The following is a 24,461-nucleotide window of genomic DNA, read 5'->3' on the forward strand; positions in this document are numbered from 1 at the left end:
CCCTAGCCTACAACTTCATGTTGACGTTCATGTTGTAGATGATCCAGATCGAACCAGCGATCAGAATCAACACAACGATGGCGGTAAACATCAGTGACACCACGTTCCACTGACCTTCTGACGTTTTCACTTCCATGTGCAGGAAGTACTTAAAGTGCACGAAGATCTGCACAATCGCACAACCAAATAACACAGCATAAGTTGCGGTATCTGGCAGCACTTGCGCCCACACACAGTAGAAAGGAATCACGGTCAGGATCAGAGACGCAATAAAGCCTTTTACGTAATCAGAGGCACCTGTATCTAGATGTTGTTCCATTACATAACCCCCAATAAGTAAACGATGGTGAATACACAAATCCAAACGATGTCTAGGAAGTGCCAGAACAAGCTCAAGCACTGGAATCGCATCGACATATTATCGTTCAAGCCTTTGGTTGAAAGTTGGTGGTAGCACACGGCTAGCCAGATCAAACCAAAGGTTACGTGCAAACCGTGTGTTCCGACCAAAGTGAAGAACGCAGATAGAAATGCACTTTCTTGTGGACCATAGCCTTCAACAATCAGGTGATGGAACTCGTACACTTCCATTCCGATAAAGCCAGCGCCAAGTAAGAAGGTCACTTTTAACCAACGTTTTAACCCTGTAACGTCTTTGCGCTTCATCGCAATCATGCCGAAGCCAAACGTGATACTGCTGAATAGCAGCAACATGGTTTCTACAAACACGAACGGCAGTTCGAAAATGTCTTTACCGGTTGGACCCGCAATAGAGCCGCTTTCTAGTACTGCGTAAGTCGCGAACAAGGTCGCAAACAATACACAGTCACTCATTAGGTAAATCCAGAAACCAAACAGCTTAATGCCAGCAGAATCATGGTGATGATCGTGGTCGTGAACCGCAACATTAGCTTGCATAGGTCACCTCCAGATCGTCTTTCTTATCGTTGTCTTTCACTTCGTTTTTCTTCGCTTCTTCAAGTTGAGCTCGACGCTCCGCTTCAATCGCTTTGATTTCTTCTACTTCAACGTAGTAATCCACGTCGTCGTTGTAGCTGTGTTGGATACACGTCACGATGATGCCAACAAAGCTTGCTGCTGCCAGCCACCAGATGTACCAAATCATCGCGAAGCCAAACACCAATGCCCATGCAGACACATAGATACCTGTTGGAGTGTTCTTCGGCATGTGAATGCGTTCGTATTCCACTTCTTTGGTTGGATCGAATTCGCCACTCTGTTTTTGGTACCAGAACCCATCTAGAACGTCGCCTTTTGGTAGGTGCGCAAAATTGTAGAACGGCGGTGGTGAAGACGTCGCCCACTCAAAGGTACGACCGCCCCATGGGTCACCCGTTAGGTCACGGTTTTGTTCGCGGTCACGAACACTCACGTAGATTTGAATGAACTGACAAGCTACGCCAAGCGCAATCACTGCCGTACCTGCTGCTGCAACTGCCAACAATGGGAAGTACTCTGGGTTAAGGTCTTGGCTTAGACGACGCGTCATGCCCATAAAGCCCAGTGCATAAAGCGGTAGGAACGCCATTAGGAAACCAACGATCCAGCAAATGAATGCACGTTTGCCCCATGTTTCGTTCATGGTGAAGCCAGTTGCTTTCGGGAACCAGTATGTGATTGCAGCGAAACAACCGAATACCACACCACCGATGATTACGTTATGGAAGTGCGCAATCAGGAACACTGAGTTGTGCAGAACAAAGTCCGCGCCCGGTACTGCCATTAGTACGCCCGTCATACCACCTACAGAGAAGGTAATTAGGAAGCCAACCGTCCACATCATCGGAGTGGTAAAGCGGATTCGGCCTTTGTACATGGTGAATAACCAGTTGAAGATCTTCACCCCGGTCGGGATAGAGATAATCATGGTGGCGATGCCGAAGAACGCATTCACATTCGCACCTGAGCCCATGGTGAAGAAGTGATGCAGCCAAACGACGAACGCCAAAATCGTAATTACGATGGTCGCCCATACTAGTGAGGTGTAACCAAACAGCTTCTTGCGTGAGAAGGTTGCCGTTACCTCAGAGAACACACCAAAAATAGGCAAGATCAGGATGTACACTTCTGGGTGACCCCATGCCCAAATCAGATTGACGTACATCATTACGTTGCCGCCAAGATCATTGGTGAAGAAGTGCGTACCGATGTAGCGATCCAACGTCAGTAGCGCGATCGTTACAGTTAGGATTGGGAATGAAATGATGATTAGGATGTTGGCACACAGGGACGCCCACGTGAACACTGGCATCTTCATCATTGGCATAGACGGTGTACGCATGCGCAAGATGGTTGCGAAGAAGTTCACGCCCGTCAGCGTGGTACCGACACCAGATATTTGCAGTGCCCATATCCAATAGTCTACCCCGACTCCTGGGCTTGCTTCGATACCAGACAGTGGCGGATACGCCAACCAACCAGTACGGCCAAACTCACCCAAGCCAAGTGACATATTGGTTAGGATCACACCCACAACAAACAACCAGAAACTCAGGTTGTTTAAGTAAGGGAATGCCACATCACGCGCACCAATTTGCAGCGGTACGATGATGTTCATCAAACCAATCACCAATGGCATTGCCACGAAGAAAATCATGATTACGCCGTGGGCAGTAAAGATTTGATCGTAGTGATGTGGTGGTAGATAACCGCTCTCGCCTGCTGCAGAAAGCAGCTGTTGGCTACGCATCATGACCGCATCAGCAAAGCCACGAACCAACATCACCATTGCCACAGCGATGTACATAAAGCCTAGTTTTTTGTGGTCTACCGAAGTAAACCATTCATTCCATAAGTATTGCCACTTACCCGCTTTGGTTATCGCCGCAACGACAGCCAAACCAACGATCGCGATCACCGCTAGAGTGACGACAATAATCGGCTCGTGATAAGGGATTGATTTAAGTGTTAATCTTCCAAACATTGCGATTATCCTAGATTTTCCGGCAAACAGTTCATTGAACCCGGATGCTGGGTCACGACGTCGGTGAACAAAAATGGTGGAATACTAGAGAACATCTTCACAGGCTCCGCCACCGTTGGTGATGCAAGCGCACGGAATTGCTCCCAGTCTTCGATTCGATCAGGGCTGGCTTTCACTTGCTGTACCCAATTCAGGAATGCAGTGCGATCTTCCATTGCCGCTGCGGTAAATTTCATTTGCGAGAAACCCTTACCGCTGTAGTTAGAAGCAAAGCCTTTGTAATCCCCAGTGTGGTTCGCAATCAGATTTAACTTGGTCACCATACCTGGCATCGCGTAAATCTGAGTACCGAGACGCGGGATAAAGAACGCGTTCATGATGTTGTCTGACGTCAGTTTGAACTGAACCGGAACATCTTTCGGAAACGCCACATAGTTCACTGTCGCAATGTTCTCTTCTGGGTAGATGAATAGCCATTTCCAGTCGAGTGACACCACCTCAATGGTGATGGGTTTGACGTCACTTGCGATGGGCTTGGATGGTTCTAACTCGTGAGTAGAACGCCAAGTGATGGTTGCCAGAATCGCGATGATGATGATTGGAATCGTCCACACCACCACTTCGATCTTGGTCGAGTGCGCCCACTCTGGAGCGTATTCCTCGCCAGTGTTCGACTCTCGGTAGCGGTAAGCAAAATAGATTGTCATTAAAATCACGGGGATCACGACAATCAGCATCAGTAAAAGCGCTGTAATGATCAGTTCTTTTTCCTGAACGCCAATACTACCTTTCGGGTCAAGTAGAGCAGAGTTACACCCTGAAAGCATAAGAATGGTTCCTGCCAAACTTATCCTCGCTAAGATGCGTTTGTATCTTGAAGCTTCCATTAACTTTCTCGATGGTTAGCCAACAACAGAGCAAGCCCTGCGATTGGTTGTCTTGGTCATTAGAATATTTTTGTGTTGAGCTTGTGCAGCAATGGACTTCTTGGTGGGAGGTATCAAGTTGCTTGATGGTTAAAACCACACTTACAACGTGAGTTTATTGTTACACTTTGAAATACATTGTTACATTCGAGCGCATTATGCGGAGGGGAAAAGGAAAGCTCATTAGCCACAGATGGAAACTAACGTTCCATTTATGAAAGATAATATTGATATAGGAATAGCAAAGCAGGTACACGAGATTAACGTACTACAGCATATATTCTTTTCTTTACAGCAACTTAAGCAATGCAAACAAGAAAAGTAATCAGTTGCGTACTCAGCGCGAGAGTGTGAGCTACATTAGAAAGTGCGAATTAAGTAAAGCGTGACCAGTATCATAGTTATGAATTCACATACTATTTACATGGCATTTCTGCAGCAAATGATTATTTAAGTAATCCAATTTACCAGATTAATACCAAGTGCTTTTTAGGAGTGATATTTGGTTCAATTGTTAATCGAATGAACTCACTAAAAAGAAACGAGCGCTACTTAACTAGCGCTCGCAGCCAGAAACCAATGGCTCAATGCTACATTCTCATTCCGCCATCCACTTCGAGCACTCGCCCTGTGAAGTAGTCGTTTTCAAGAATGTATTTCACGGCATGAGCAATCTCACTCGTCTCTCCCATCCTACCGACGGGTATCATCTTTTGCAGTCGGTCTATGGCTTCTGGTTTCATTTGATCTGCCATCGCAGTTTTGACGACACCGGGCGCAATAGCCGCAGAGCGAATGCCATATCTGGCGAGTTCTCTTGCCCATGTTGTTGCCATGGTTGCGACGGCAGCTTTCGAGGCAGAGTAATTGGTTTGTCCAATATTGCCCGCTCTTGCGACGCTGGAGATGTTAATGATGGCGCCTTTCGAGCCACTCTCGATCATTTTGACTGCCGCTTCTCGACCACACAAGAACGTGCCCGTGACGTTGACGTTCATCACTAGGTTGAACTGCTCAAGCGACATCTTGGTGATCTCGCCATCTTTGGCTTTGACTAACAACCCATCTCGCAAAACGCCAGCGTTATTAACTAAGCCATTTATCTGACCAAAGTCTTGAAGAATCTCATTAAAGGTATCCTCCACTTCAGATTCATTGGTCACATCAAGTCGATAGATCAATGCTTTGGCACTGAGCATCCGGCATTGTTCTTGGGTATTCAGCAGTCCCGTTTCGCTAACATCAAGCAATGCTAAATCTGCGCCCGCTTGAGCAAGGCTGACTGCCATCATCTGCCCTAACCCTTGCCCCGCACCTGTGATTGCAATGACACTGTTTTTTAAATCCATATCTGTACTCCATTACTGGATAGCTTCCATGTTTAAACGCCTGATAGGGAATCTTGCTTTTAGCCCTTCTGGTTCTTATAAAATTCAAACAAGCTAGAGAAATCGAGTTCTGCATGACCTGCTGCGTTATGGAATGCATAAAGATTACGAGCCAAAGAGCCCATCGGAACAGAAGAGTGGGTTTGCAGCGCCGCATCCAAGCCTAAGCCAAGATCTTTTAGCATCAACTTGCTCATAAAGCCTGGGTTGTATTGATTACTCGCTGGCGCAGAATCCATCACACCGGGGCATGGGTTATAGAGCTCCAACGCCCAGTTTCGACCAGAACTTTGCAGCATGATATTGGATAAGACTTTCGGGTCGAGACCATGGTCAATACCAAGGTTGAGCGCCTCGCAAGTTCCCGACATCAAAATACCCAACATCAGGTTATTACAGATTTTTGCCATCTGACCGTCGCCCGCTTTACCAGCGTGGAACACGTTCTTACCCATGTATTGCAAGATCGCATTGGCTTTAGAGAACGCTTCGTCCGAGCCACCAACAATAAAGGTCAGCGTTGCTGCTTTTGCGCCTGCTACACCACCGGAGACGGGAGAATCGACAAACAACAATCGTTTGTTCTGCGCTTCGTTCGCCACCAAGCGAGCAGAATCTGGATCGATGGTCGAGCAGTCAATCAGCAATGCGTTGTCCTGCACAATGTTGAGCAGACCGACACCACCGTGTAAATCCCCCAAATACACCGCGCGCACGTGTGCACCTGCTGGTAGCATAGTGATGACCGTTCCTGCACCATCTACGGCTTCTTCTAATGTGCTAGCAACCACCGCGCCAAACGGTTCAAGTTGCTTCGCCGCGTTCACATCCACATCAAACACTTGAACATGAAACCCTGACGCCAATAGGTTTTGTGCCATTGGACTGCCCATGTTGCCCAAGCCAATAAATGCAATGGTACTCATGTTGTTTCTCCTTATTTTCCTAGCTGTGCAAGTGGATGTTCCTCTTCTGACCAAAGAGAAGTGAACAAGGTATCGATGACGCTTTCATCGACTTCACTGACGCTGTTAAACATCCATTTTGGATTGCCGTCTTTATCAACTAATCGAGAGCGCACGCCCTCTTCAAATTCACCGAGTAATGCGCTGCGAACTGACAAGGTTAGCTCTAGACGGAAACAATCCGCCAACGACAAACGGTGGTACTCTTTGACTTGCCTAAAACAGATATGTGCGGTGATCGGACTGCCCGCAACAAACGATTTTTTAGCGACTTCAAGCCATTGGGTCTCGCCTTCCATTGCTTGAATACGTTGGGCAATCTGATTTAAATCATAGCCTTTGCAGGCTTCTTTAATTTGGTCGAGATAAGGGCAAATCTGTGTTGTCGGCTTACTGTCGATGACTTGATCTTCCATCAATTGAAGTAACGCACTGACAAGCGATTTGGCATCGGCAGCGCCCCAGTCGACTTGTTTCAGCTCTTCTAACAGTTCCGGATATTGCTCTTCCAACAGCAACCATTCTGCCAAACCAATAGTGACAGCGTCACTTGAATTCGCCATTGCACCGGTTAACCCAAGGAACAAACCTACCTCTGGGTCAATTTGGCTTAAGAACCAAGTTCCACCCACGTCCGGATAAAGCCCGATATTGATCTCTGGCATCGCAAGACGAGATTTAGGGGTGACGACTCTATGGCTGGTGCCCATAAACAAGCCCATGCCACCACCCATCACAATGCCCTCTCCCCAGCCAATGATTGGCTTTTGGTAGGTATGGATCAGATAGTCGCATTCGTATTCGAGCGAGAAGTAGTTAGAACAGAACTCTGCGGTCTCTTCTTTGCTTTTCTCGTGCATGACGTGGTACATGATTCGTACATCGCCCCCTGCACAAAACGCTTTTTCACCCGCTCCATTGAGGATGACACACACCAAATCAGGGTCATCTTGCCATTCGATAAGTTGGTCGTTGAGCTCTGCCAACATGTCGTAAGTCAACGCATTCAAAGAAGCCGTGTTGTCTAACGTCGCGATACCAATTCGGTGCACGCCGTCTAAGCAATCTATTTCGCTAATGGTTACTTTCCCTGTCATGCGACCTCCTATTGATTCTTCCAGTTGGGTTTACGTTTTTCTAAGAAGGCACGAACCCCCTCGGTTTGATCTTCGGTATCGAATAAATTTAGAAACAGTTCTCGCTCTTTAATCAGACCATGTTTGAGTGGCGCTGAACGCATGTTTTGGATAAGCGCTTTACATGCGGTTACCGAGGACGGCGATTGATTGGCAACCGACTCTGCAAGCTCAATGGCTTTATTAAGCGCTCTACCTTTTGCCACCACTTCTTCTGCTAACCCGAGTTCTCGCGCTTGTGCTGCACCAACTTGTTCACCGCACAATATGATGCGTTTCGCCCAACCTTCACCGACCAATGCGGTTAGGTTTTGCGTACCACCAGCACAAGGCAGTAAGCCCACTTTCGCCTCTGGCAGTGCCAGCACGGCTTGCTCTTCCACCACGCGAATATCACACGCCAATGCGACTTCTAATCCGCCTCCCATGGCGTAACCGTTGATGGCAGCGATAGAAACCCCTCGAAATGCAGACAGCGTTTCAAAGGCTTCACCAAAGATGCGCGCCATCTCTAACGCAACTGCTTTATCGCCATCGGCAAACAACTTGAGGTCTGCACCAGCAGAGAAAAACTTCTCTCCATTCCCCGTGAGCACTAGAGCGTAAACGTCTTTGTTGTCGTTTAGCGCCAGCACTAGCTCTTTCAATGCGGTTAAGCTTTGTGACGTCCATGTATTGGCGGGCGGGTTGTTCATGGTCACCACCGCAACATGATTGCTGATGGTATGTTGAATCGCTTGTTGTTCTGTTAGTGACATATCTCTGAATCCTTTCTTGATGAAAATGACCTGAGCGTTATGAATAAAAGCAGAGCTTGTCGGCTGCACTTATAGCAATGCGGACTCTTCTGCGAGCAATCGACGCGCGATGATCAACCGCATGATCTCGTTAGTACCTTCCAAAATTTGGTGTACTCGAACATCACGGAAATAGCGCTCCATTGGGTATTCTTTGATGTAACCGTAGCCACCGTAAAGTTGCAGTGCTTGGTCACAAACTTGAAAACCAACATCGGTTGCGAAGCGTTTTGCCATGGCACAATAAGTCGTGGCATCTGGGTCACCTCGGTCTAACTTGCTGGCGGCGTACCGTACCAGTTGACGGGCAGCGACAAGCTCGGTTGCCATGTCTGCCAGTTTGAATTGCAATGCTTGGAATTGAGCTAATGATTTGCCGAACTGTTTACGCTCTTGCATGTACTGCGCCGCTTGATTCAACGCTTGTTGAGCCGTACCGACCGAACAGGTAGCAATGTTGATGCGTCCACCATCTAAGCCTTTCATAGCGAACACAAACCCTTGTCCTTCTTCACCGAGCAGATGTGACGCAGGAATAGAAACACTATCGAAAGTTACCGCGCGTGTTGGCTGGCTGTTCCAACCCATTTTCGGCTCTTTACGCCCGTAGCTAATACCGTCTGCATCGGCGGGGACAACAAACGCAGATACACCTTTCGCTCCTGCATTGCCGGTTCTCGCCATCACGACTAACACGTCGGTATCGCCTGCACCGGAAATAAAGGTTTTGCCGCCGTTGAGTATGTAGTTATCGCCTTGCTTAGTCGCAGACGTCGTCAGAGATGCCGCGTCCGAACCTGCGTTTGGCTCGGTTAAACAATAAGATCCGAGAAATTCACCCGTAATGAGTTTTGGGCAAAACGCGTCTTTTACTTCTTCGGTTGCAAAGCTCGCGACCATCCAAGTGACCATGTTGTGAATGGTCATAAATGCGGTGGTCGATGTGCACCCCATGGAGAGTTGCTCGAAAATGATAGACGCGTCCAAACGGCTTAAGCCCAAACCGCCTTGCTCTTCTGGGGTGTAGAGGCTCAAGAAACCGAGTTCTCCTGCCTCTCTAAGGATATCTTTCGGGAAGATTTGTTTTTCATCCCACTCTGCTGCCATTGGCGCTAAACGCTCTGCCGCAAACTGCTGAGCCGTGTCGGCAAACATACGTTGATCTTCGTTGAGTTCAAAATCCATATGAGCTCCTTACTTCGTTAGCGCAAATTAATAGTCAGGTTTGGACCGGTTGGGATATCGTCATCAAACCAACGAGCCGTCACGGTTTTGGTCTCGGTGTAGAAGCGCACCGCTTGTTTGCCGTAGGCGTGCAAATCACCGTAAAAGCTACCGCGCCACCCCGTAAACGAAAAGAATGGCAAAGGGACTGGAATCGGCACGTTCACACCTACCTGACCGACTTGAATCTCATGTTGATACTTTCTCGCCGCCGCACCATTCGCAGTAAAGATGGAAGTGCCGTTGCCGTATGGGTTGCGATTCACCAGATCTATCGCTTCTCGTAATGTGTCTACCTCAATACACACCAAAACAGGTCCGAAGATTTCTTGGGTATAAATCGACATTTCAGTAGTGACGCCACTGAATAAAGTTGGACCGACCCAGTTACCTTCAGGGAAACCTTCCACTTCACATTGGCTACCATCAAGTTCACACACCGCCCCTTGTTGTTTGCCTTCTTCAATCAAACCGAGCACACGCTGTTTTGCTTGTGCGCTGATCAAAGGACCATACGCGGCATCCTCGTCATCCCAAGCGCCCGGATGCACTTTCGCCATTTCTTGTTTTAAATCGGCAATCCACTCTTTCGAACTGCCTACAAACACAGCGACAGATATCGCCATACAACGTTGCCCTGCCGCACCAACCGAAGAGCCAACTAAGTTGTTCACCACTTGGTTTTTGTTCGCATCTGGCATCACTACCATGTGGTTTTTCGCACCAGCAAAGGCTTGAACACGTTTGAAGTTCTGCGTGCCTGTGGTGTAGATGTATTGCGCTACGGGTACAGAACCAACGAAAGAAACGGCTTGGATATCGGGATGTTTCAACAACAAGTCGACTTGCTCTTTACGACCGTGCACGATTTGCAGCACACCTTTTGGTGCACCCGCTTCTTCGAACAACTCAGCCAAGCGAATGGACGTTAGCGGCACTTGCTCAGAGGGTTTGAGAACAAAAGTATTGCCGCTCGCAATCGCGATTGGGAACATCCACAAAGGGATCATGGCAGGGAAGTTAAACGGCGTAATACCGCAGCACACTCCAAGCGGTTGAATCAGCGAATAACTGTCGATATCTGTAGCAACGTTCTCGACGGTTTCTCCCATCATGTTGCTGGCAATATTGGCAGCTTGCTCGACCACTTCGATACCACGCCACACATCCCCTTTTGCATCCGCAAAGATCTTGCCCGTCTCGTGAGAAAGCAGCGTCGCCAGCTCATCGTGACGTTCTTTCAGTAGATGTTGGTAGCGCAGCATTAAACGCGCACGCTCAGACACGGTGACATCTTTCCAACAGGTAAAGGTGGCTTTTGCACTCTCAATTGCCGCGTGCATCTCTTCATCCGTTGCGCATGGCAAGCGTGCAATCACGTCATTGGTGGCAGGGTTTGTCACTTCTACCCAATCCGTTGCTTGAGATTCACGAAACTCACCATCGATGAATAAGGGAACCGTGCGAGTCATAATCTAGTCCTTCTTTACGTTATTCGATAATTGGAATTAAAGCGGTATCTCGATACCAATAGCAGTGGCTTCACCACCACCGATACAAAGTGATGCAACACCTCGCATCACTTTTTTATTGTTGTTGTCACCATCTACACCAAGCGATTGCAGTTGGCGTAAGCTATGAATGAGGGTTACTAAAATACGAGCACCACTTGCACCAATTGGATGCCCAAGAGCACACGCACCGCCTTTGATGTTTACTTTATCTTTATCAATGCCTAATTGGCGTACCGCGATTTGCGTGACAACGGCGAACGCTTCATTGATCTCCCAAAGATCGACCTCGTCTACTGACCAATCGAGTTGAGATAACAACTGCTCTATTGCAAAGACGGGCGCGAGGGTAAATTCGGCGGGCTTTCTGGCGTGGGTCGAGTGCCCTTTGATGATTGCTAATGGCGTTAAACCTTCATGCTGTGCCACCTGCGAGTCCATTAACACCAAGGCTGCAGCACCATCTGATATCGCACTTGAGTTTGCAGCAGTCACCGAGCCGTTTTTATCGAACGCGGGTTTAAGTTGAGGGATCTTGTCGAGCTTGATGGAGCGAGGATGCTCGTCGTAATCCAAAATTGAAGTGCTATGACGAGTCGTGATTTCTATCGGCGAGATTTCGTCGTCAAACAGACGCTGCTCTTGCGCGTCCAGCGCTCTGGTCGCGGATAGGATCGCCCATTCATCCATTTGCTCACGGGTAAACTCAGAACGGTCAGCCGTTTGCTGCGCATAGACGCCCATCAAGTGCCCTTCATACGCATCTTGAAGACCGTCGAGAAACATATGGTCGTGAGTAGATTGGTGACCCATTCGCATGCCGTTACGTGCTTCTTTAAGCAGATACGGCGCATTTGTCATGCTTTCCATACCACCAGCGACGGCACTGCGAATGCTGCCCGCTTTGATAAGGTCGTGAGCCAGCATGACGCTTTTCATGCCAGAGCCACACACTTTGTTGATGGTGGTACACCCTGTAGTCTGTGGAAGCTGTGCGCCTAGCGCTGCTTGTCTGGCTGGTGCTTGTCCGCATCCCGCAGGTAATACGCAACCCATATAGACTTCGTCGACTTCGCTAACGCCGCTCGCATCCATTGCCGCTTTGATAGCAAACGCCCCTAATTGAGGCGCTGAATAACCTTGTAACTGACCTTGAAAGCGTCCGATTGGCGTTCGCTTTGCACTGACAATCCAGATGTCGTTTCCCATGCTCTCGTCCCTTCCGACGATAATTCACAGTTCACGAACTCATCCCTCACACCTGCTACCACGGAGCTTTCACACAGAATGTGGTGTCACTCCAGCCTCTCATAAAACGATGAATTTTCGCACTGTGATTTCTTGACGTTTACGTAAGCATAGCACTAACATTTACGTTAACGTAAAGAAACAGATTAATAACAACACAAATTTACTCTCATGCTTTTAGCTAGCCCGTTTAGTTCAAGGCTTGAAGGGATTTTAAGAAGCCAAAACTATTCATTAGAGGGAAAAACCGAGTGGATAAATTCAAGATAAGTGACCTCGCCAAGGAGTTCGACATCACGACCCGAAGCATTCGTTTTTATGAGGATGTCGGGCTGATAGAGCCGGAACGAAAAGGCAACATTCGCGTATATCAACGCAGAGATAAGATCCGTCTCAAGTTGATTTTACGTGGTAAGCGATTGGGCTTTTCGCTTGCGGAAATTCGAGAGTTGTTCGAGCTTTACGATACCCAACAAAGCGATGGTCAGCTGCTTAAAATGCTGACCATCATTGATGAAAAACAAGCGCACTTACAGCAGCAACTGGATGATATTAGCGTTGTAATGAACGAGCTAGAAACCGCCAAAGAGCGATGCAAACAAGCACTAAGCGACAATAAAACTAACAGCCAATAACTACAAACTTAGAACGACTAAAACAAACAAGAATAACCATAATTTCCAAGCCCAAGCAGTGTAACTCGAACCTTATCCGTACTAACAACCGCAGTACTTTCAACAGGGAAATGTTATGAAAAGCAGCTACACCCCATTCAACTTTGGGCTTGGTGAAACCATCGATATGCTCCGAGACCACGTCAACGCGTTTGCCACCGAGCATATCGCCCCCATCGCCGCAGACATCGACCGCGATAACCAATTCCCCAATCATTTGTGGTCCAAGTTTGGTGAAATGGGTTTGCTCGGCGTAACCGTCGATGAAGAGTTTGGCGGTGCAGGCATGGGCTATCTTGCTCATGTTGTTGCGATGGAAGAGATCAGCCGAGCTTCGGCGTCTGTCGCACTCAGTTACGGCGCACATTCCAATCTTTGTGTTAACCAAATCTTTCGCAATGGCTCCCCAGCTCAACGAGAAAAGTACCTACCTAAACTCATCGATGGTTCTCACGTTGGCGCATTAGCCATGAGTGAGCCGAACTCAGGTTCTGATGTGGTTAGTATGCAGCTACGAGCCGAAGATAAAGGCGACCACTATCTGATGAACGGCAACAAAATGTGGATCACTAACGGCCCTGATGCCGATACCTTAGTGGTTTACGCGAAAACCGATCCCAACGGCGGCTCTCGCGGTATTACCGCTTTCATTATTGAGCGAGAGTTTAAAGGCTTTAGCCATGCGCAGAAGCTCGACAAACTTGGCATGCGCGGCTCCAACACCTGCGAATTAGTGTTCCAAGATTGTGTTGTACCAAAAGAGAATGTATTGGGAGAACTAAACCGTGGTGTCGAAGTGTTGATGAGCGGCTTGGATTACGAGCGCGTGGTATTAGCTGCTGGACCGCTTGGCATCATGCAAGCCTGTATGGACGAAGTGGTGCCGTATGTTCATGACCGCAAACAGTTTGGCAAATCCATCGGTGAGTTCCAATTAGTGCAAGGAAAGCTCGCTGACATGTATTCACGCATGAACGCAGCCAAAGCTTATGTTTATGCTGTCGCAGCCGCATGTGATCGAGGTGAATGCACACGTAAAGACGCCGCTGGCGTGATCCTTTACAGCGCAGAACTTGCCACACAAATGTCGCTCGATGCTATTCAACTACTGGGCGGCAATGGCTACATCAACGAATACGCGACCGGGCGTTTGCTACGCGACGCCAAACTGTATGAGATTGGTGCCGGCACTTCCGAAATTCGCCGCATGCTGATTGGACGAGAGCTGTTCGAAGAGTCTCGCTAACCCACCGACAAGGAAGTCACTATGGCAATCATTAAAAGTAAAACCAAGCCAACCGACGAGCTGTTCTTGTCGAACAAAGCGGTCATGACCGAGTTGGTGAACAACCTTAATGCCAATATCAAAGCCATCAAACAAGGTGGCGGACAAAAAGCCATCGACCGCCAACGGCTAAAAGGAAAACTGCCCGTTCGCGAGCGCGTCATAAACCTTTTGGATGAAGGCAGCGAGTTTCTTGAAGTCGGACAATTCGCCGCGTGGAACGTCTACGAAGAATCAATTCCATGCGCAGGTGTCGTCGCGGGCATCGGCACCATTGAAGGCATTCAATGCATGGTTATCGCTAACGATCCTTCCGTCAAAGGCGGTACCTACTACCCGCTCACAGTGAAAAAGCATTTACGCGCGCAAGAGATCGCCCAACGTTGCCAATTACCCTGCGTCTATTTGGTGGACTCTGGTGGTGCGAACCTCCCTCATCAAGCAGAAGTCTTTCCTGATAAAGAGCACTTTGGGCGTATCTTCTTCAACCAAGCCAGGATGTCGGCGCAAGGCATTCCTCAAGTCGCGGTAGTCATGGGGCTTTGTACCGCAGGCGGCGCTTATGTACCTGCGATGGCGGACGTTTCCATTATGGTCAAAGAGCAAGGCACCATCTTCTTGGCAGGTCCACCGCTAGTAAAAGCCGCAACGGGAGAAATCGTCACCGATGAAGAATTGGGTGGTGCCGACGTGCATTGTCGTAAGTCTGGCGTTGCCGATTACTACGCGGAAAACGACCAACACGCATTGCAACTCGCACGCGAAGCTATCTCCAATACCAACCAATCACTCCCCGTTCAAAGCGACAAACCGGTTTTACCACCACGTTACGACGCCGAAGAGATGTACGGCATCGTCAATGCGAATCTGCGCTTGTCTTTTGATGTTAGAGAGATCATCGCTCGTGTGGTTGATGACTCAGACTTCGATGAATTCAAAGCACTTTATGGCAAGACCTTAGTATGTGGCTTTGCCCGGATCCACAGCAATCTAATTGGCATTGTGGCGAATAACGGCATCTTGTTTTCCGAGTCATCACAGAAAGGCGCGCACTTTATTGAGTTGTGTGCCAAACGCAAAATTCCCCTACTGTTTTTGCAAAACATTACCGGTTTTATGGTGGGCAAAAAGCTTGAAGAAGAAGGCATTGCCAAACACGGTGCGAAACTGGTGATGGCGGTCGCGTGTGCGGATGTGCCTAAGTTCACCGTGATTATTGGCGGCTCTTACGGTGCAGGCAACTACGGCATGTGCGGTCGTGCTTATGACCCAACCATGATGTGGATGTGGCCAAACGCACGAATCTCAGTAATGGGCGGAGAACAAGCCGCAGGCGTGCTCACTCAAGTGCGTCGAGAAGTGAAAAAACGCCAAGGTGAAGACTGGCCAGAGCCCGAAGAAAGTGCATTCCGGGAATCTATCGTAGACTTGTATGAGTCTCAGGGGCATCCCTACTACGCCAGCGCACGTTTATGGGATGACGGCATCATCGACCCGAAGGAGACGCGTCAAGTATTGGCTCAAGCCTTAAAAGCCGCGCTCAATGCGCCAATTCCTGACAGCAACTTTGGCATATTCAGAATGTAGCAATGTAGAGAAGAAAGGACGCCACATGCAGGATCATCAACCGAGTATTATCCCCAATACCCAACGACAAGATGAAGTATTTTGGAACGTCGATGAATTCGGCGTCGCAACACTTACGCTCAATCGAACAGAGAAGCACAATGCGTTTGATGCTTGCATGATTGATCTGCTGATCCACAGGCTGGACTACCTTGCTCTGCGCACCGATGTTCGATGCTTAGTGCTTCGAGGAAACGGCAAACATTTCTCCTCTGGGGCTGATTTGAATTGGATGAAATCCATGGCAAGTAGCACCAGAAAGCAAAACCTAGAAGACGCGCAGAACCTTGCACGCCTGATGCATACACTGGACGCTTTCCCTCAACCTACTATTGCCGTTGTGCAAGGTTCCGCTTTTGGTGGCGCATTAGGCTTGATCTGTTGCTGTGATATCGCCATCGCGGCGGAGAATGCGAACTTCTGCTTGAGTGAAGTCAAACTGGGACTGGTTCCAGCAACCATCTCTCCTTATGTCATGCGAGCTATGGGCAACCGTCAAGCTCGTCGTTACACACTCAGTGCCGAAGTGATTAACGCTGACAAAGCAGAAAAGTTTGGCATTGTGCATGAGGTTCATAAGCTGGATAAAATCGAAGCCGTGGTAGAAAGCTTGATTGATTCGTTGCTGATCAATAGCCCAGATGCGATGCGAAAAGCCAAAGCCTTGTGTCATCAATGCCACCAAAATCCGATTGATGGTCAGCTTATCCAATACACGAGCCAACTTATCGCCGACATTCGCGTATCGCCGCAAGGACAAGATGGATTGCAAGCCTTTCTGGAGAAACGAGAACCGGGTTGGATAAACAAGCCAGCTAAGGGCAAGAAATGAATTTGCCAAACAAGGTAAATATTGTCGAAGTGGGTGCGAGAGACGGTCTGCAAAACGAATCACCGGTGTCCACGCAAGCCAAGATCCGCTTAATCGACCTGCTCTCAGATACAGGGCTCAACCATATTGAGGCAGGATCTTTTGTGTCGCCTAAATGGGTACCTCAAATGGCGGATTCACTCGATGTAATGAATAAAATCACCCGCCGCCACAACGTCATCTACTCAGCACTAACGCCTAATGTACAAGGCTTTGAGAAAGCATTGGAAGCCGGCGCTACACAAGTCGCGATCTTCACCTCTTCATCGGAGGGCTTTTGCCAACACAACATCAATTGCTCGATTGCAGATAGCCTTACCCGCTTTGAACCAGTAATGGAATTGGCAGCAAAGCATAACATTCCCGTTCGGGGTTACTTATCTTGCGTGGCAGACTGCCCTTACGACGGACCAACCAAGCCCGAACAAGTCGCAAGGGTTGCCAACCTGCTGATGGAATTAGGGTGCTATGAGGTTTCACTTGGAGACACCATAGGTACAGGCACGCCTATACGTATCGCTAAAATGCTTGAAGCAGTGCAAGTAAAAGTCCCAACCCACAAGCTCGCGGTCCATTTTCACGACACATGGGGACAAGCGTTGGCTAATATCTACCAAGCCTTAACGATGGGCATCAATACCATCGATAGTAGTGTGGCTGGGCTTGGTGGCTGCCCTTATGCTCATGGCGCTTCAGGTAATGTTGCTACCGAAGATGTGCTCTACCTTTGCCAAGGCTTAGGAATCGAGACCGGAGTAGATTTGGAGTTGCTGGCAAAAGCCGGATGGATGATCAGTGAAGAGTTGAACCGCCAGCCGACCTCAAAAGTCTCGCTGGCGTTAAAGCAGCGTTAGATCTCGTAATTCGCTTTGATACCGATATCGAAATGCAGCGGCATACGCCATTTAGCAAAAGACAGGAAGCCCATTACTAATCCAGCCAACAACATAGTGATGGCTGCAAGAATAGGAAGGTTAAACCATAATGCAAACGTTGCTACAGCGAGAAACGCGGGCACCATCTTTAAGCCTGGCACTTTAAAGCAAAAAGACTCTTTAAGCGCAATGCCCGAAAAGGTCACAAAGATAAAGCCAAGCCCTAACCAAGTGCGCTGAAACTCCAAGTCACTCACCATCAATACCAAGCCAATCCAAGACGCCCAACTGATCACGGCTCGTACGTGTTTACTGTAAACATGTACGTTCGCGGCAGATAACGCACCGGCCACACAAAGCGCAATGACTGAGGTTTGGTAAACCAATGGTGAACTAGAAATTGCACCAGAGACAAGAACCGAAAAAACAAGCAGCGCCATTGCAAATAAGGTAATACCAAAGCGATACAAGCACACGCTGATTTTATCGAGTGAATCCAGCGTCTCTTGATGTTCTGTGTTTGCCATGGAAAGCATCCTGCCTAAAAATGAAAAGGAATAAAAAGCCAACGAGGGTGAAATCGCCGGCTCTATAAACTGAATTACGCCCGTTTTGGAAAGCGGAGTTTACCGCCAGTTCGGTAGATCACCAAAGAGAATAAGATAAGCGCACAACCGACGAGTTTATTAGAGGTCAGCACTTCGCCATACCAAATCACACTCAGAATTACAGTCCACACGGGTTCAAGGATCATAATCAGTGCAGCGTTACCCGCTTGGACAAACTTTTGCCCCATGGTTTGCATCACGTAACGTAGACTGGTTGCCAAAAGCGTGCTCAACGCAAACCAAATCCAGATAGATGTGCTTACCTCTGTTGGCACCCTTTCCACCAACGATGAAATCAGCAAACCAATCAAACCCGTGACGAACAGCTGAATACACGTTAGCAACAACACAGGCAATTTTTGCGAATACTTGCTGTTTACGTTGAAGTGCAAAGCGAGCATCAAAGCCGCGCCCAAGAACCAAAGCTGGCTGCTAGATTGTTGCCAACCACCAGCCAAAGACAAACATCCTAGGCCAAGAATCGCGATCGGTAGTGACACCCAAAAAATTCGTTGAGGTCTTTGACGAAACATAATCCAAGCGACAATGGGTACGAACAGCATCGACAGGCTCATGATGAATGCGCCCTCACCTAACGTGTCACTAATTGAAATCGCGTAGATCCAACACATCAGTGCACCACCTAAAAGCACACCGACGCCTGCCGCGGCAACAATATCTTTCTTATTAGCAGCACGAAGCGGTTTGATACACAGAGGCAGCAAACATAGTGAAGCAATGGTGAATCGCAGACCGATAAATCCGAATGGTGGAAGACCTTGAATGGTTTCTTTGGAGAAGATCCACCCTAATGCCGCGATCATCGTAGTAGCGACGAGCACGAATGCAGCTTTGCGTTCTGAGTTAAGCATAATTACTCACAAAAAAAGACCCTGCGAGGGATTCGTCAGGGGTTTATTTATCATTGATTTTAATGCGTGGTAGCTAGTTATATTCGCATCGCAAATGCTGACAGGATGTGTAATTAGAATGAGGGAATGTTAACGTTTGCGAAACGCTCACAGTATACATTGTGACATGCTTCTCATCGAGTAAATTGCTGTGAAATCCCTTCATTATTTTTGTGGTTTATGTGGTTAACGAAAACGCTCACAATCAGGTTTTAGCTCAAATAATATACGGAATAATCTCATCACCTGTTGGTGTTCAAAATGCTAAAATCGAAACACAGTAGAACAGAAGACAGGAGGTGCTTTATGAGACACTCAACCGTACTCTTTTTCATTCTGATCGCCCTACTTATTCTGGCACCAATGGTGCTTGGTTCGTTGTTTAATCTTGTCTCTTCATTACGCATCGGCAGCATCGAGGCGGACCCAATTTCCATCACTCATATCTACGACATGATGATGTACCGTGGACGTTAGTTTGTTTTTATAACTCTCTCTTTCACAACCGCTCTTGCCTCAAATCATGAGCGGTTTTCAATTTCACGCCTTCTTTCCAAAACCGCCGCTTAACGCTTCTAATTCAATAAAACTCACCACTTTTCACATGTGTATCGCTAAACGATTCTTTTCACTTTAGTTTTATTGAGATTGATTTTGTCCAATCCACAAGCCTCACACGTATTAGTAATTAAATTCACAACTAAATCGGCTCGTACGTAGCGATATCGCCAGTACCTGCTTACTCTTTAACCTACAACTATAAAAAATACGCCAGTGCATTCACGCCACCAATAACAGTGAAAATCTGGAATATCAGCGCCCAAGTTAGTGAAACACGCATTCAAATTACTAGGGAATCAGTGATGAGATTAAAGAACACCCAAAACATGAGCGCAGCTTTGAGGACGGCTCTCGTCGCCGCTGTGTGCTTCTCTCCCCTCACCTTTGCTACAGAAGGTAATGAGCAATTCGAAGTCGGCAAAGAAAAAGCGAAAGTTTGTATGACTTGTCATGGTGTAGATGGCATATCGACCATTGATGCGTACCCAAACTTACGCGGACAGAACAAAACCTACCTGATTTCCTCCCTTAAGGACTACAAAGCAAGGGAGCGAACCAGTGGTCTCGCGGTGCTGATGCAACAGCAGGCCGATGCCCTCTCTGATCAAGACATTGAAGACATTGCCCACTACTACTCTCAGCTAGGCAAAGAAGCTCAACCTTAACCGAGGAGCGTTCCTATGGAACAAGCAGCAACTCAATACAACACCAAAGTTGTGAAGTATTTTGTGTTGGCATCGTTAGTTTGGGCTATCGTCGGGATGATCATTGGTGTGATCCTCGCGGCACAGTTGTATTGGCCAGTACTTAACTTCGATTCTCAATACTTCCAATTCGGTCGACTCAGACCACTACACACTTCCGGCGTGATATACGGCTTTGTAGTCAACATTTTGATGGGTACCTCTCTCTACATCGCTCAACGCACCGGACGCTGTAATCTCTTTAACCAAAGCTTATCTTGGATGGTTTTCTGGGGTTGGCAACTGGTACTCTTTTTAGCGTTAATCAGTTTGCCCGCTGGCTACACCACATCAAAAGAGTACGCTGAGCTAGAATGGCCAATCGACCTGTTGATCGTCTTAGTCTGGGTGCTTTACGCCGTGTTGTTCTTTGGCACGATTGCAAAGCGGAAAGTTGACCATATCTTCGTTGCTAACTGGTTCTTCGCCGCCTTTATCATAGTCATTGCGATGATCTTCATCGTGAACAACCTTGCCATGCCCGTCTCTTTGATGAAGTCCTATTCTGTCTTCGCTGGAGCGCAAGACGCCATTGTGCAATGGTGGTGGGGTCACAACGCGGTGGGCTTCTTACTGACCGCTGGTGTGATTGGTATGAACTATTACTTCATCCCAAAAGCCGCAGACCGACCTATTTACTCTTACCGTTTATCTGTCATCCACTTCTGGGGTTTGGTTGGTTTTTACACTTGGGCTGGTACCCACCACTTGGTTTATTCATCGGTACCTATTTGGGTGCAAAACATCGGCATCATCATGTCACTCATTCTTTGGCTCCCATCTTGGGCAGGCGCTTTCAACAGTGCGATGACGCTGCTACAAAATAAAGAGAAGCTCAAGTCTGACTACATTTGCCTATTCTTCTTCTCGGCCATTCTTTACTACTGCTTGGCGACATTTGAAGGGCCTCTACTGGCGATTCGTTGGTTCAATATGCTCGCGCACAACACAGAATGGGTCATCGGCCACGTTCATTCCGGCGCATTAGGTTGGGTAGGCATGTCTGGCATTGCGGTGTTCTACTACTTCATCCCTCGTTTATGGAACAAAACCGAGTTGTGGTCAAAGCGCTTGATCAAGTGGCACTTCTGGCTCGCGCATTCTGGTGTTGCGATTTACGCCATCGCTCTTTGGGTTGCTGGCATTGGCGAAGGATACATGTGGCTAACTCAGAATGAGAATGGAGAACTGGTTTACAGCTTTATTGAAGCCATGAACTTTAAAGCTCCATGGTTGTTCCTGCGGTTCTTTGGGGGCGCACTCTTTGTACTTGGCCTATTCCTGATGGCATTCAACTTGTACAAAACCGTGCGTTCTCCATCGGTGTTAGTGGCAAAGGAGGCATAAGATGAGCAAAGACTTTACTCACTCAGTGGTCATCTTGATCATAACCACGGTGGTTGTGGCCTCCTTCTCACTCGCGGTTTGGGTTGTGCCGAATATTCTTCGCACTGACGACATCGCCAAAGGCAGCTTAGCCAAGCCTTTGACCGCCATTGAGCTTGCGGGTCGCGATATCTACATCAGTGAAGGGTGTCATGTCTGTCATACGCAGATGGTTCGTCCTCTAGAGCCTGAAACCAAACGCAACGGTCGTGCAAACAAGGAATCAGATGACATTTATGAATTCCCTAACCTATGGGGTTCAAAACGCACAGGTCCGGACTTAACCAACCTTGGGCGAAAATACTCTGACCAATGGCATGTATTGCATCTCATCGATCCTCGTCAGGTCATTCCAACGTCCATAATGCCGGCCTACCCTTGGTTGTTCGAACAAACACTCTCGGGCGACGCAATTGGCGACAAGATGGAAACACTACGCACATTAGGGGTTCCATACACAGACCAAGAAATTTCCGACGCGCGCTTGCAAGTTCGCGGTAAAACCAAAGGCGAAGCGCTGATCCACTATCTTCAAAGCCTTGGTCAAGATACAGCACAGGAGGTGGCACCATGAGCACATTCTGGAACTGGTGGGCAGTTGCCTGTACCATAATCTTCTTTGTCCTGATGGTGGGCGTTATCGTCAAGTATTGGCGTAGCAACCACAAAGCGGACCAAGACCACACTATCGCCTCTTTTGATGGGATTGATGAAAAGGACGCGCCACCACCCAAGCTACTCTTCGTTAGTTACGCTGTCGCGTTTTTACTCTCCGCAGGCTATTTGGTTCTGTATCCAGGGCTTGGTGAATGGAAAGGCTTGGCGAATTATGACCAAGCGGACGACAAACTTAGCTCGCCATCAACCACACTCGACCAGCAATTTAGCCAAGTAACCGACACCTCTTTGGCTGCACTAGCACAAGATGCCGATATCGTTCGTAGCGGTCGTATGTTGTTTCAAACCCATTGTTCAGCCTGCCATAGAGATAATGCACAAGGTCAAAAACACTTCCCTAACCTTATCGACAAAGAATGGATATACGGAGGTGATGATGAGGCCATCATTCATTCCATCGCGAAAGGCCGTAACGGTGCGATGCCCGGCTGGGTTGAAGTGATGAGAAAGGACGAAGTGGACAAGATTTCTTACTATCTTGCGTCGCTCAATCAACGCCACAGCAATGTACCTGAGGTGAAAATCGAACTAGGTAAAAACCTGTTCGCTCAATATTGTTCTTCTTGTCACGGCGATGGCTCAGCCAATCAACAAACTGGTGTTCCAGATTTGTCAGACAGTGTATGGCTTCATGGCGGTAGCATTGAAGAGATTCAACACACCATCAATTACGGTTTGAACAACTTGATGCCTGCGTTTGAAAACCAACTCTCAGAGCACGAGATCCTCGCGATTGGTGCCTACATCCGCAAAGCTGGCGAAGAGGAAGAGCAGAAACTTGCTGCGCTTAACGCTCAATCTGTCGAGCGTGGTGAATATCTGGCACACGCGGGGGATTGCGTGGCTTGTCACAGTGCAGAAGGTGGCGAACCTTTTGCCGGCGGCCTACCGTTTGTCACACCATTTGGCACCATCTATTCAACCAATATTACACCTCACGCCAGTGAAGGGATTGGTGAATACGACTACGACAACTTCCGTGATGCTCTGGTACACGGTAAAGGTAAACATGGTTACTTGTACCCGGCGATGCCGTATACCTCTTATCAATATCTCACCGAACAGGATATGACGGATTTGTGGGAGTACATGCAGTCTATTCCTGCCGTGGCGCGTCGTAACGATGAAAACCACATGATGTTCCCATCGAACATTCGTCTTGGTCTCCTTGGTTGGAACATTGTCTTTATGGACACCGACCCTATCGACTACAACCTACCTTCAGAGCTTGAGGGTGCGGTGGATGACGTAGAGAAGTGGCAGAAAGGCAAATACTGGGTTGCAGGCTTAGGACACTGCTCAGAGTGCCATACGCCGCGGAATATTGCTCAAGCATTGATTCCTGAACGCATCTTCCAAGGTAACTTGATTGACGGTTGGAACGCACCTGACATTACGTCTACGGAGCTGTATGTGGGCGGTTGGGATGAGAAGACTCTGACCGACTTCTTGCACACAGGTCACTCAGACAAAGGCACTGCTTTTGCTGGGATGGCTGACGTGGTCAAAAACAGTTTGAGCTTAATGACTCGTGAAGACGTTGAGTCTATGTCCTACTATCTACTCAATGGTGACGTAAACAACTTCATTGCCGCCGATGCCGTTCCTTTGGAGCCTAAAGGGTTTGATGAAGCGGCTTATCAAGAGCCAATCTATGCAACTTACAAGCAAACATGTGGAGCATGCCATGGTAACGATGGTAAAGGACGAGATCCGATAGCACCAACGCTCTTGAACAACGGCATTATCATGCACAGTGACCCGTTTAACACCATTGCAGTAACGGTACGAGGTTTACAACCAACTTACATTGACCCTGAACGTAACTTTATGCCAATGGCAAGCTTTGAAGACATCTTATCAGACGCTCGCTTGGCAGAATTGATTACCTTCGTACGTAAACACCTTGGCGATCAACAATCGCCTGTTACGCCAGCAGACGTTCGAGAAGTAAGGGAAACCTTAGAAGCCGCAGGTTATGCCGGAGGACTGCATACCACACCAGATATGTATGACCGACGAGATAACAACATCCATATCAAGTAACTAAAGTGGCGAGTATCAGGTACAAAAAAAGCCCTTTCCAATCGGAAAGGGCTTTGAC

The 24,461-nt window shown here is 48.1% G+C and carries 23 protein-coding genes; 10 read left to right on the top strand and 13 right to left on the bottom strand.

Annotated features, from left to right (window positions below; translation table 11 throughout):
• Positions 1–7 precede the first annotated feature (7 nt).
• The 11 genes from cyoD to C1S74_RS23450 form a co-directional block, all read right to left on the bottom strand.
• Positions 8–319, bottom strand: a complete 312-nt coding sequence (cyoD, locus tag C1S74_RS23400) for a cytochrome o ubiquinol oxidase subunit IV (protein ID WP_005443825.1) — start codon at positions 317–319, stop codon at positions 8–10.
• Positions 319–918 carry a cytochrome o ubiquinol oxidase subunit III gene (cyoC, locus tag C1S74_RS23405; protein ID WP_042602952.1) on the bottom strand — a complete coding sequence of 200 codons (600 nt, stop codon included), beginning with the start codon at positions 916–918 and terminating at the stop codon, positions 319–321. The genes cyoD and cyoC overlap by 1 nt, the downstream gene beginning before the upstream one ends.
• Positions 908–2,944 carry a cytochrome o ubiquinol oxidase subunit I gene (gene cyoB / locus C1S74_RS23410; protein ID WP_045402527.1) on the bottom strand — a complete coding sequence of 679 codons (2,037 nt, stop codon included), beginning with the start codon at positions 2,942–2,944 and terminating at the stop codon, positions 908–910. The genes cyoC and cyoB overlap by 11 nt, the downstream gene beginning before the upstream one ends.
• A 5-nt stretch (positions 2,945–2,949) precedes the next feature.
• Positions 2,950–3,831, bottom strand: coding sequence for a ubiquinol oxidase subunit II (gene cyoA / locus C1S74_RS23415; protein ID WP_078609229.1), 882 nt, complete (start codon positions 3,829–3,831; stop codon positions 2,950–2,952).
• Positions 3,832–4,460: 629 nt separating this feature from the next.
• Complete coding sequence (locus C1S74_RS23420; RefSeq protein WP_045402530.1) at positions 4,461–5,219, bottom strand: SDR family oxidoreductase; 759 nt, start codon at positions 5,217–5,219, stop codon at positions 4,461–4,463.
• 59 nt (positions 5,220–5,278) lie between these two features.
• The gene (gene mmsB, locus C1S74_RS23425) at positions 5,279–6,184 is read right to left on the bottom strand and encodes a 3-hydroxyisobutyrate dehydrogenase (protein ID WP_045402533.1); all 906 of its coding nucleotides are present in this window, start codon (positions 6,182–6,184) and stop codon (positions 5,279–5,281) included.
• A gap of 11 nt (positions 6,185–6,195) precedes the next feature.
• Positions 6,196–7,320 (bottom strand): enoyl-CoA hydratase/isomerase family protein, encoded by a 1,125-nt coding sequence (locus tag C1S74_RS23430; RefSeq protein ID WP_045402534.1) that lies wholly within the window; start codon positions 7,318–7,320, stop codon positions 6,196–6,198.
• Between the two features lie 8 nt (positions 7,321–7,328).
• Positions 7,329–8,117: an enoyl-CoA hydratase gene (locus C1S74_RS23435; RefSeq protein WP_045402537.1), complete on the bottom strand. Its 789-nt coding sequence runs from the start codon at positions 8,115–8,117 to the stop codon at positions 7,329–7,331.
• 69 nt (positions 8,118–8,186) lie between these two features.
• Complete coding sequence (locus C1S74_RS23440) at positions 8,187–9,341, bottom strand: acyl-CoA dehydrogenase family protein (protein ID WP_045402540.1); 1,155 nt, start codon at positions 9,339–9,341, stop codon at positions 8,187–8,189.
• A 17-nt stretch (positions 9,342–9,358) separates the two neighbouring features.
• The gene (locus tag C1S74_RS23445) at positions 9,359–10,852 is read right to left on the bottom strand and encodes a CoA-acylating methylmalonate-semialdehyde dehydrogenase (protein ID WP_045402543.1); all 1,494 of its coding nucleotides are present in this window, start codon (positions 10,850–10,852) and stop codon (positions 9,359–9,361) included.
• Between the two features lie 36 nt (positions 10,853–10,888).
• Positions 10,889–12,100: a thiolase family protein gene (locus C1S74_RS23450; protein ID WP_045402545.1), complete on the bottom strand. Its 1,212-nt coding sequence runs from the start codon at positions 12,098–12,100 to the stop codon at positions 10,889–10,891.
• A gap of 290 nt (positions 12,101–12,390) precedes the next feature.
• Between C1S74_RS23450 and C1S74_RS23455 the strand changes: the two genes are divergently transcribed.
• The 5 genes from C1S74_RS23455 to C1S74_RS23475 all read left to right on the top strand — a co-directional run bounded on the left by C1S74_RS23455 (position 12,391) and on the right by C1S74_RS23475 (position 17,449).
• Positions 12,391–12,774 carry a MerR family transcriptional regulator gene (locus tag C1S74_RS23455; RefSeq protein ID WP_009704658.1) on the top strand — a complete coding sequence of 128 codons (384 nt, stop codon included), beginning with the start codon at positions 12,391–12,393 and terminating at the stop codon, positions 12,772–12,774.
• A 115-nt stretch (positions 12,775–12,889) separates the two neighbouring features.
• Positions 12,890–14,059, top strand: coding sequence for an isovaleryl-CoA dehydrogenase (locus C1S74_RS23460; RefSeq protein ID WP_045402548.1), 1,170 nt, complete (start codon positions 12,890–12,892; stop codon positions 14,057–14,059).
• Positions 14,060–14,080: 21 nt separating this feature from the next.
• A complete protein-coding gene (locus tag C1S74_RS23465) occupies positions 14,081–15,685 on the top strand; it encodes a carboxyl transferase domain-containing protein (RefSeq protein WP_045402551.1) in 1,605 nt (534 codons plus the stop codon).
• Between the two features lie 25 nt (positions 15,686–15,710).
• Positions 15,711–16,556, top strand: a complete 846-nt coding sequence (locus C1S74_RS23470; protein WP_045402553.1) for an enoyl-CoA hydratase-related protein — start codon at positions 15,711–15,713, stop codon at positions 16,554–16,556.
• Positions 16,553–17,449, top strand: coding sequence for a hydroxymethylglutaryl-CoA lyase (locus C1S74_RS23475; RefSeq protein ID WP_045402556.1), 897 nt, complete (start codon positions 16,553–16,555; stop codon positions 17,447–17,449). The genes C1S74_RS23470 and C1S74_RS23475 overlap by 4 nt, the downstream gene beginning before the upstream one ends.
• Here the strand turns inward: C1S74_RS23475 and C1S74_RS23480 are convergent.
• On the bottom strand, positions 17,446–17,997 hold the full coding sequence (locus C1S74_RS23480; RefSeq protein ID WP_045402558.1) for a DUF2301 domain-containing membrane protein: 552 nt from the start codon (positions 17,995–17,997) through the stop codon (positions 17,446–17,448). The genes C1S74_RS23475 and C1S74_RS23480 overlap by 4 nt on opposite strands.
• 74 nt (positions 17,998–18,071) lie before the next feature.
• Entirely contained in the window at positions 18,072–18,950 is an 879-nt protein-coding gene (locus C1S74_RS23485; protein ID WP_045402561.1) for a DMT family transporter, read from the bottom strand.
• A gap of 345 nt (positions 18,951–19,295) precedes the next feature.
• Here C1S74_RS23485 and C1S74_RS26560 point away from each other — a divergent pair, with 345 nt between their 5' ends.
• The 5 genes from C1S74_RS26560 (at position 19,296) to C1S74_RS23505 (ending at position 24,403) form a co-directional block, all read left to right on the top strand.
• Positions 19,296–19,466, top strand: coding sequence for a hypothetical protein (locus tag C1S74_RS26560; RefSeq protein WP_009704664.1), 171 nt, complete (start codon positions 19,296–19,298; stop codon positions 19,464–19,466).
• Positions 19,467–19,852: 386 nt separating this feature from the next.
• Positions 19,853–20,215 (top strand): c-type cytochrome, encoded by a 363-nt coding sequence (locus C1S74_RS23490; RefSeq protein WP_045402564.1) that lies wholly within the window; start codon positions 19,853–19,855, stop codon positions 20,213–20,215.
• 15 nt (positions 20,216–20,230) lie between these two features.
• The gene (gene ccoN, locus C1S74_RS23495; RefSeq protein WP_045402566.1) at positions 20,231–21,640 is read left to right on the top strand and encodes a cytochrome-c oxidase, cbb3-type subunit I; all 1,410 of its coding nucleotides are present in this window, start codon (positions 20,231–20,233) and stop codon (positions 21,638–21,640) included.
• Position 21,641: 1 nt separating this feature from the next.
• Positions 21,642–22,253 carry a cbb3-type cytochrome c oxidase subunit II gene (locus tag C1S74_RS23500; protein WP_045402569.1) on the top strand — a complete coding sequence of 204 codons (612 nt, stop codon included), beginning with the start codon at positions 21,642–21,644 and terminating at the stop codon, positions 22,251–22,253.
• Positions 22,250–24,403: a c-type cytochrome gene (locus C1S74_RS23505; RefSeq protein WP_045402572.1), complete on the top strand. Its 2,154-nt coding sequence runs from the start codon at positions 22,250–22,252 to the stop codon at positions 24,401–24,403. The genes C1S74_RS23500 and C1S74_RS23505 overlap by 4 nt, the downstream gene beginning before the upstream one ends.
• Positions 24,404–24,461 lie beyond the last annotated feature (58 nt).

The sequence above is a fragment of the Vibrio hyugaensis genome (assembly GCF_002906655.1).
Lineage (GTDB): Bacteria > Pseudomonadota > Gammaproteobacteria > Enterobacterales > Vibrionaceae > Vibrio > Vibrio hyugaensis.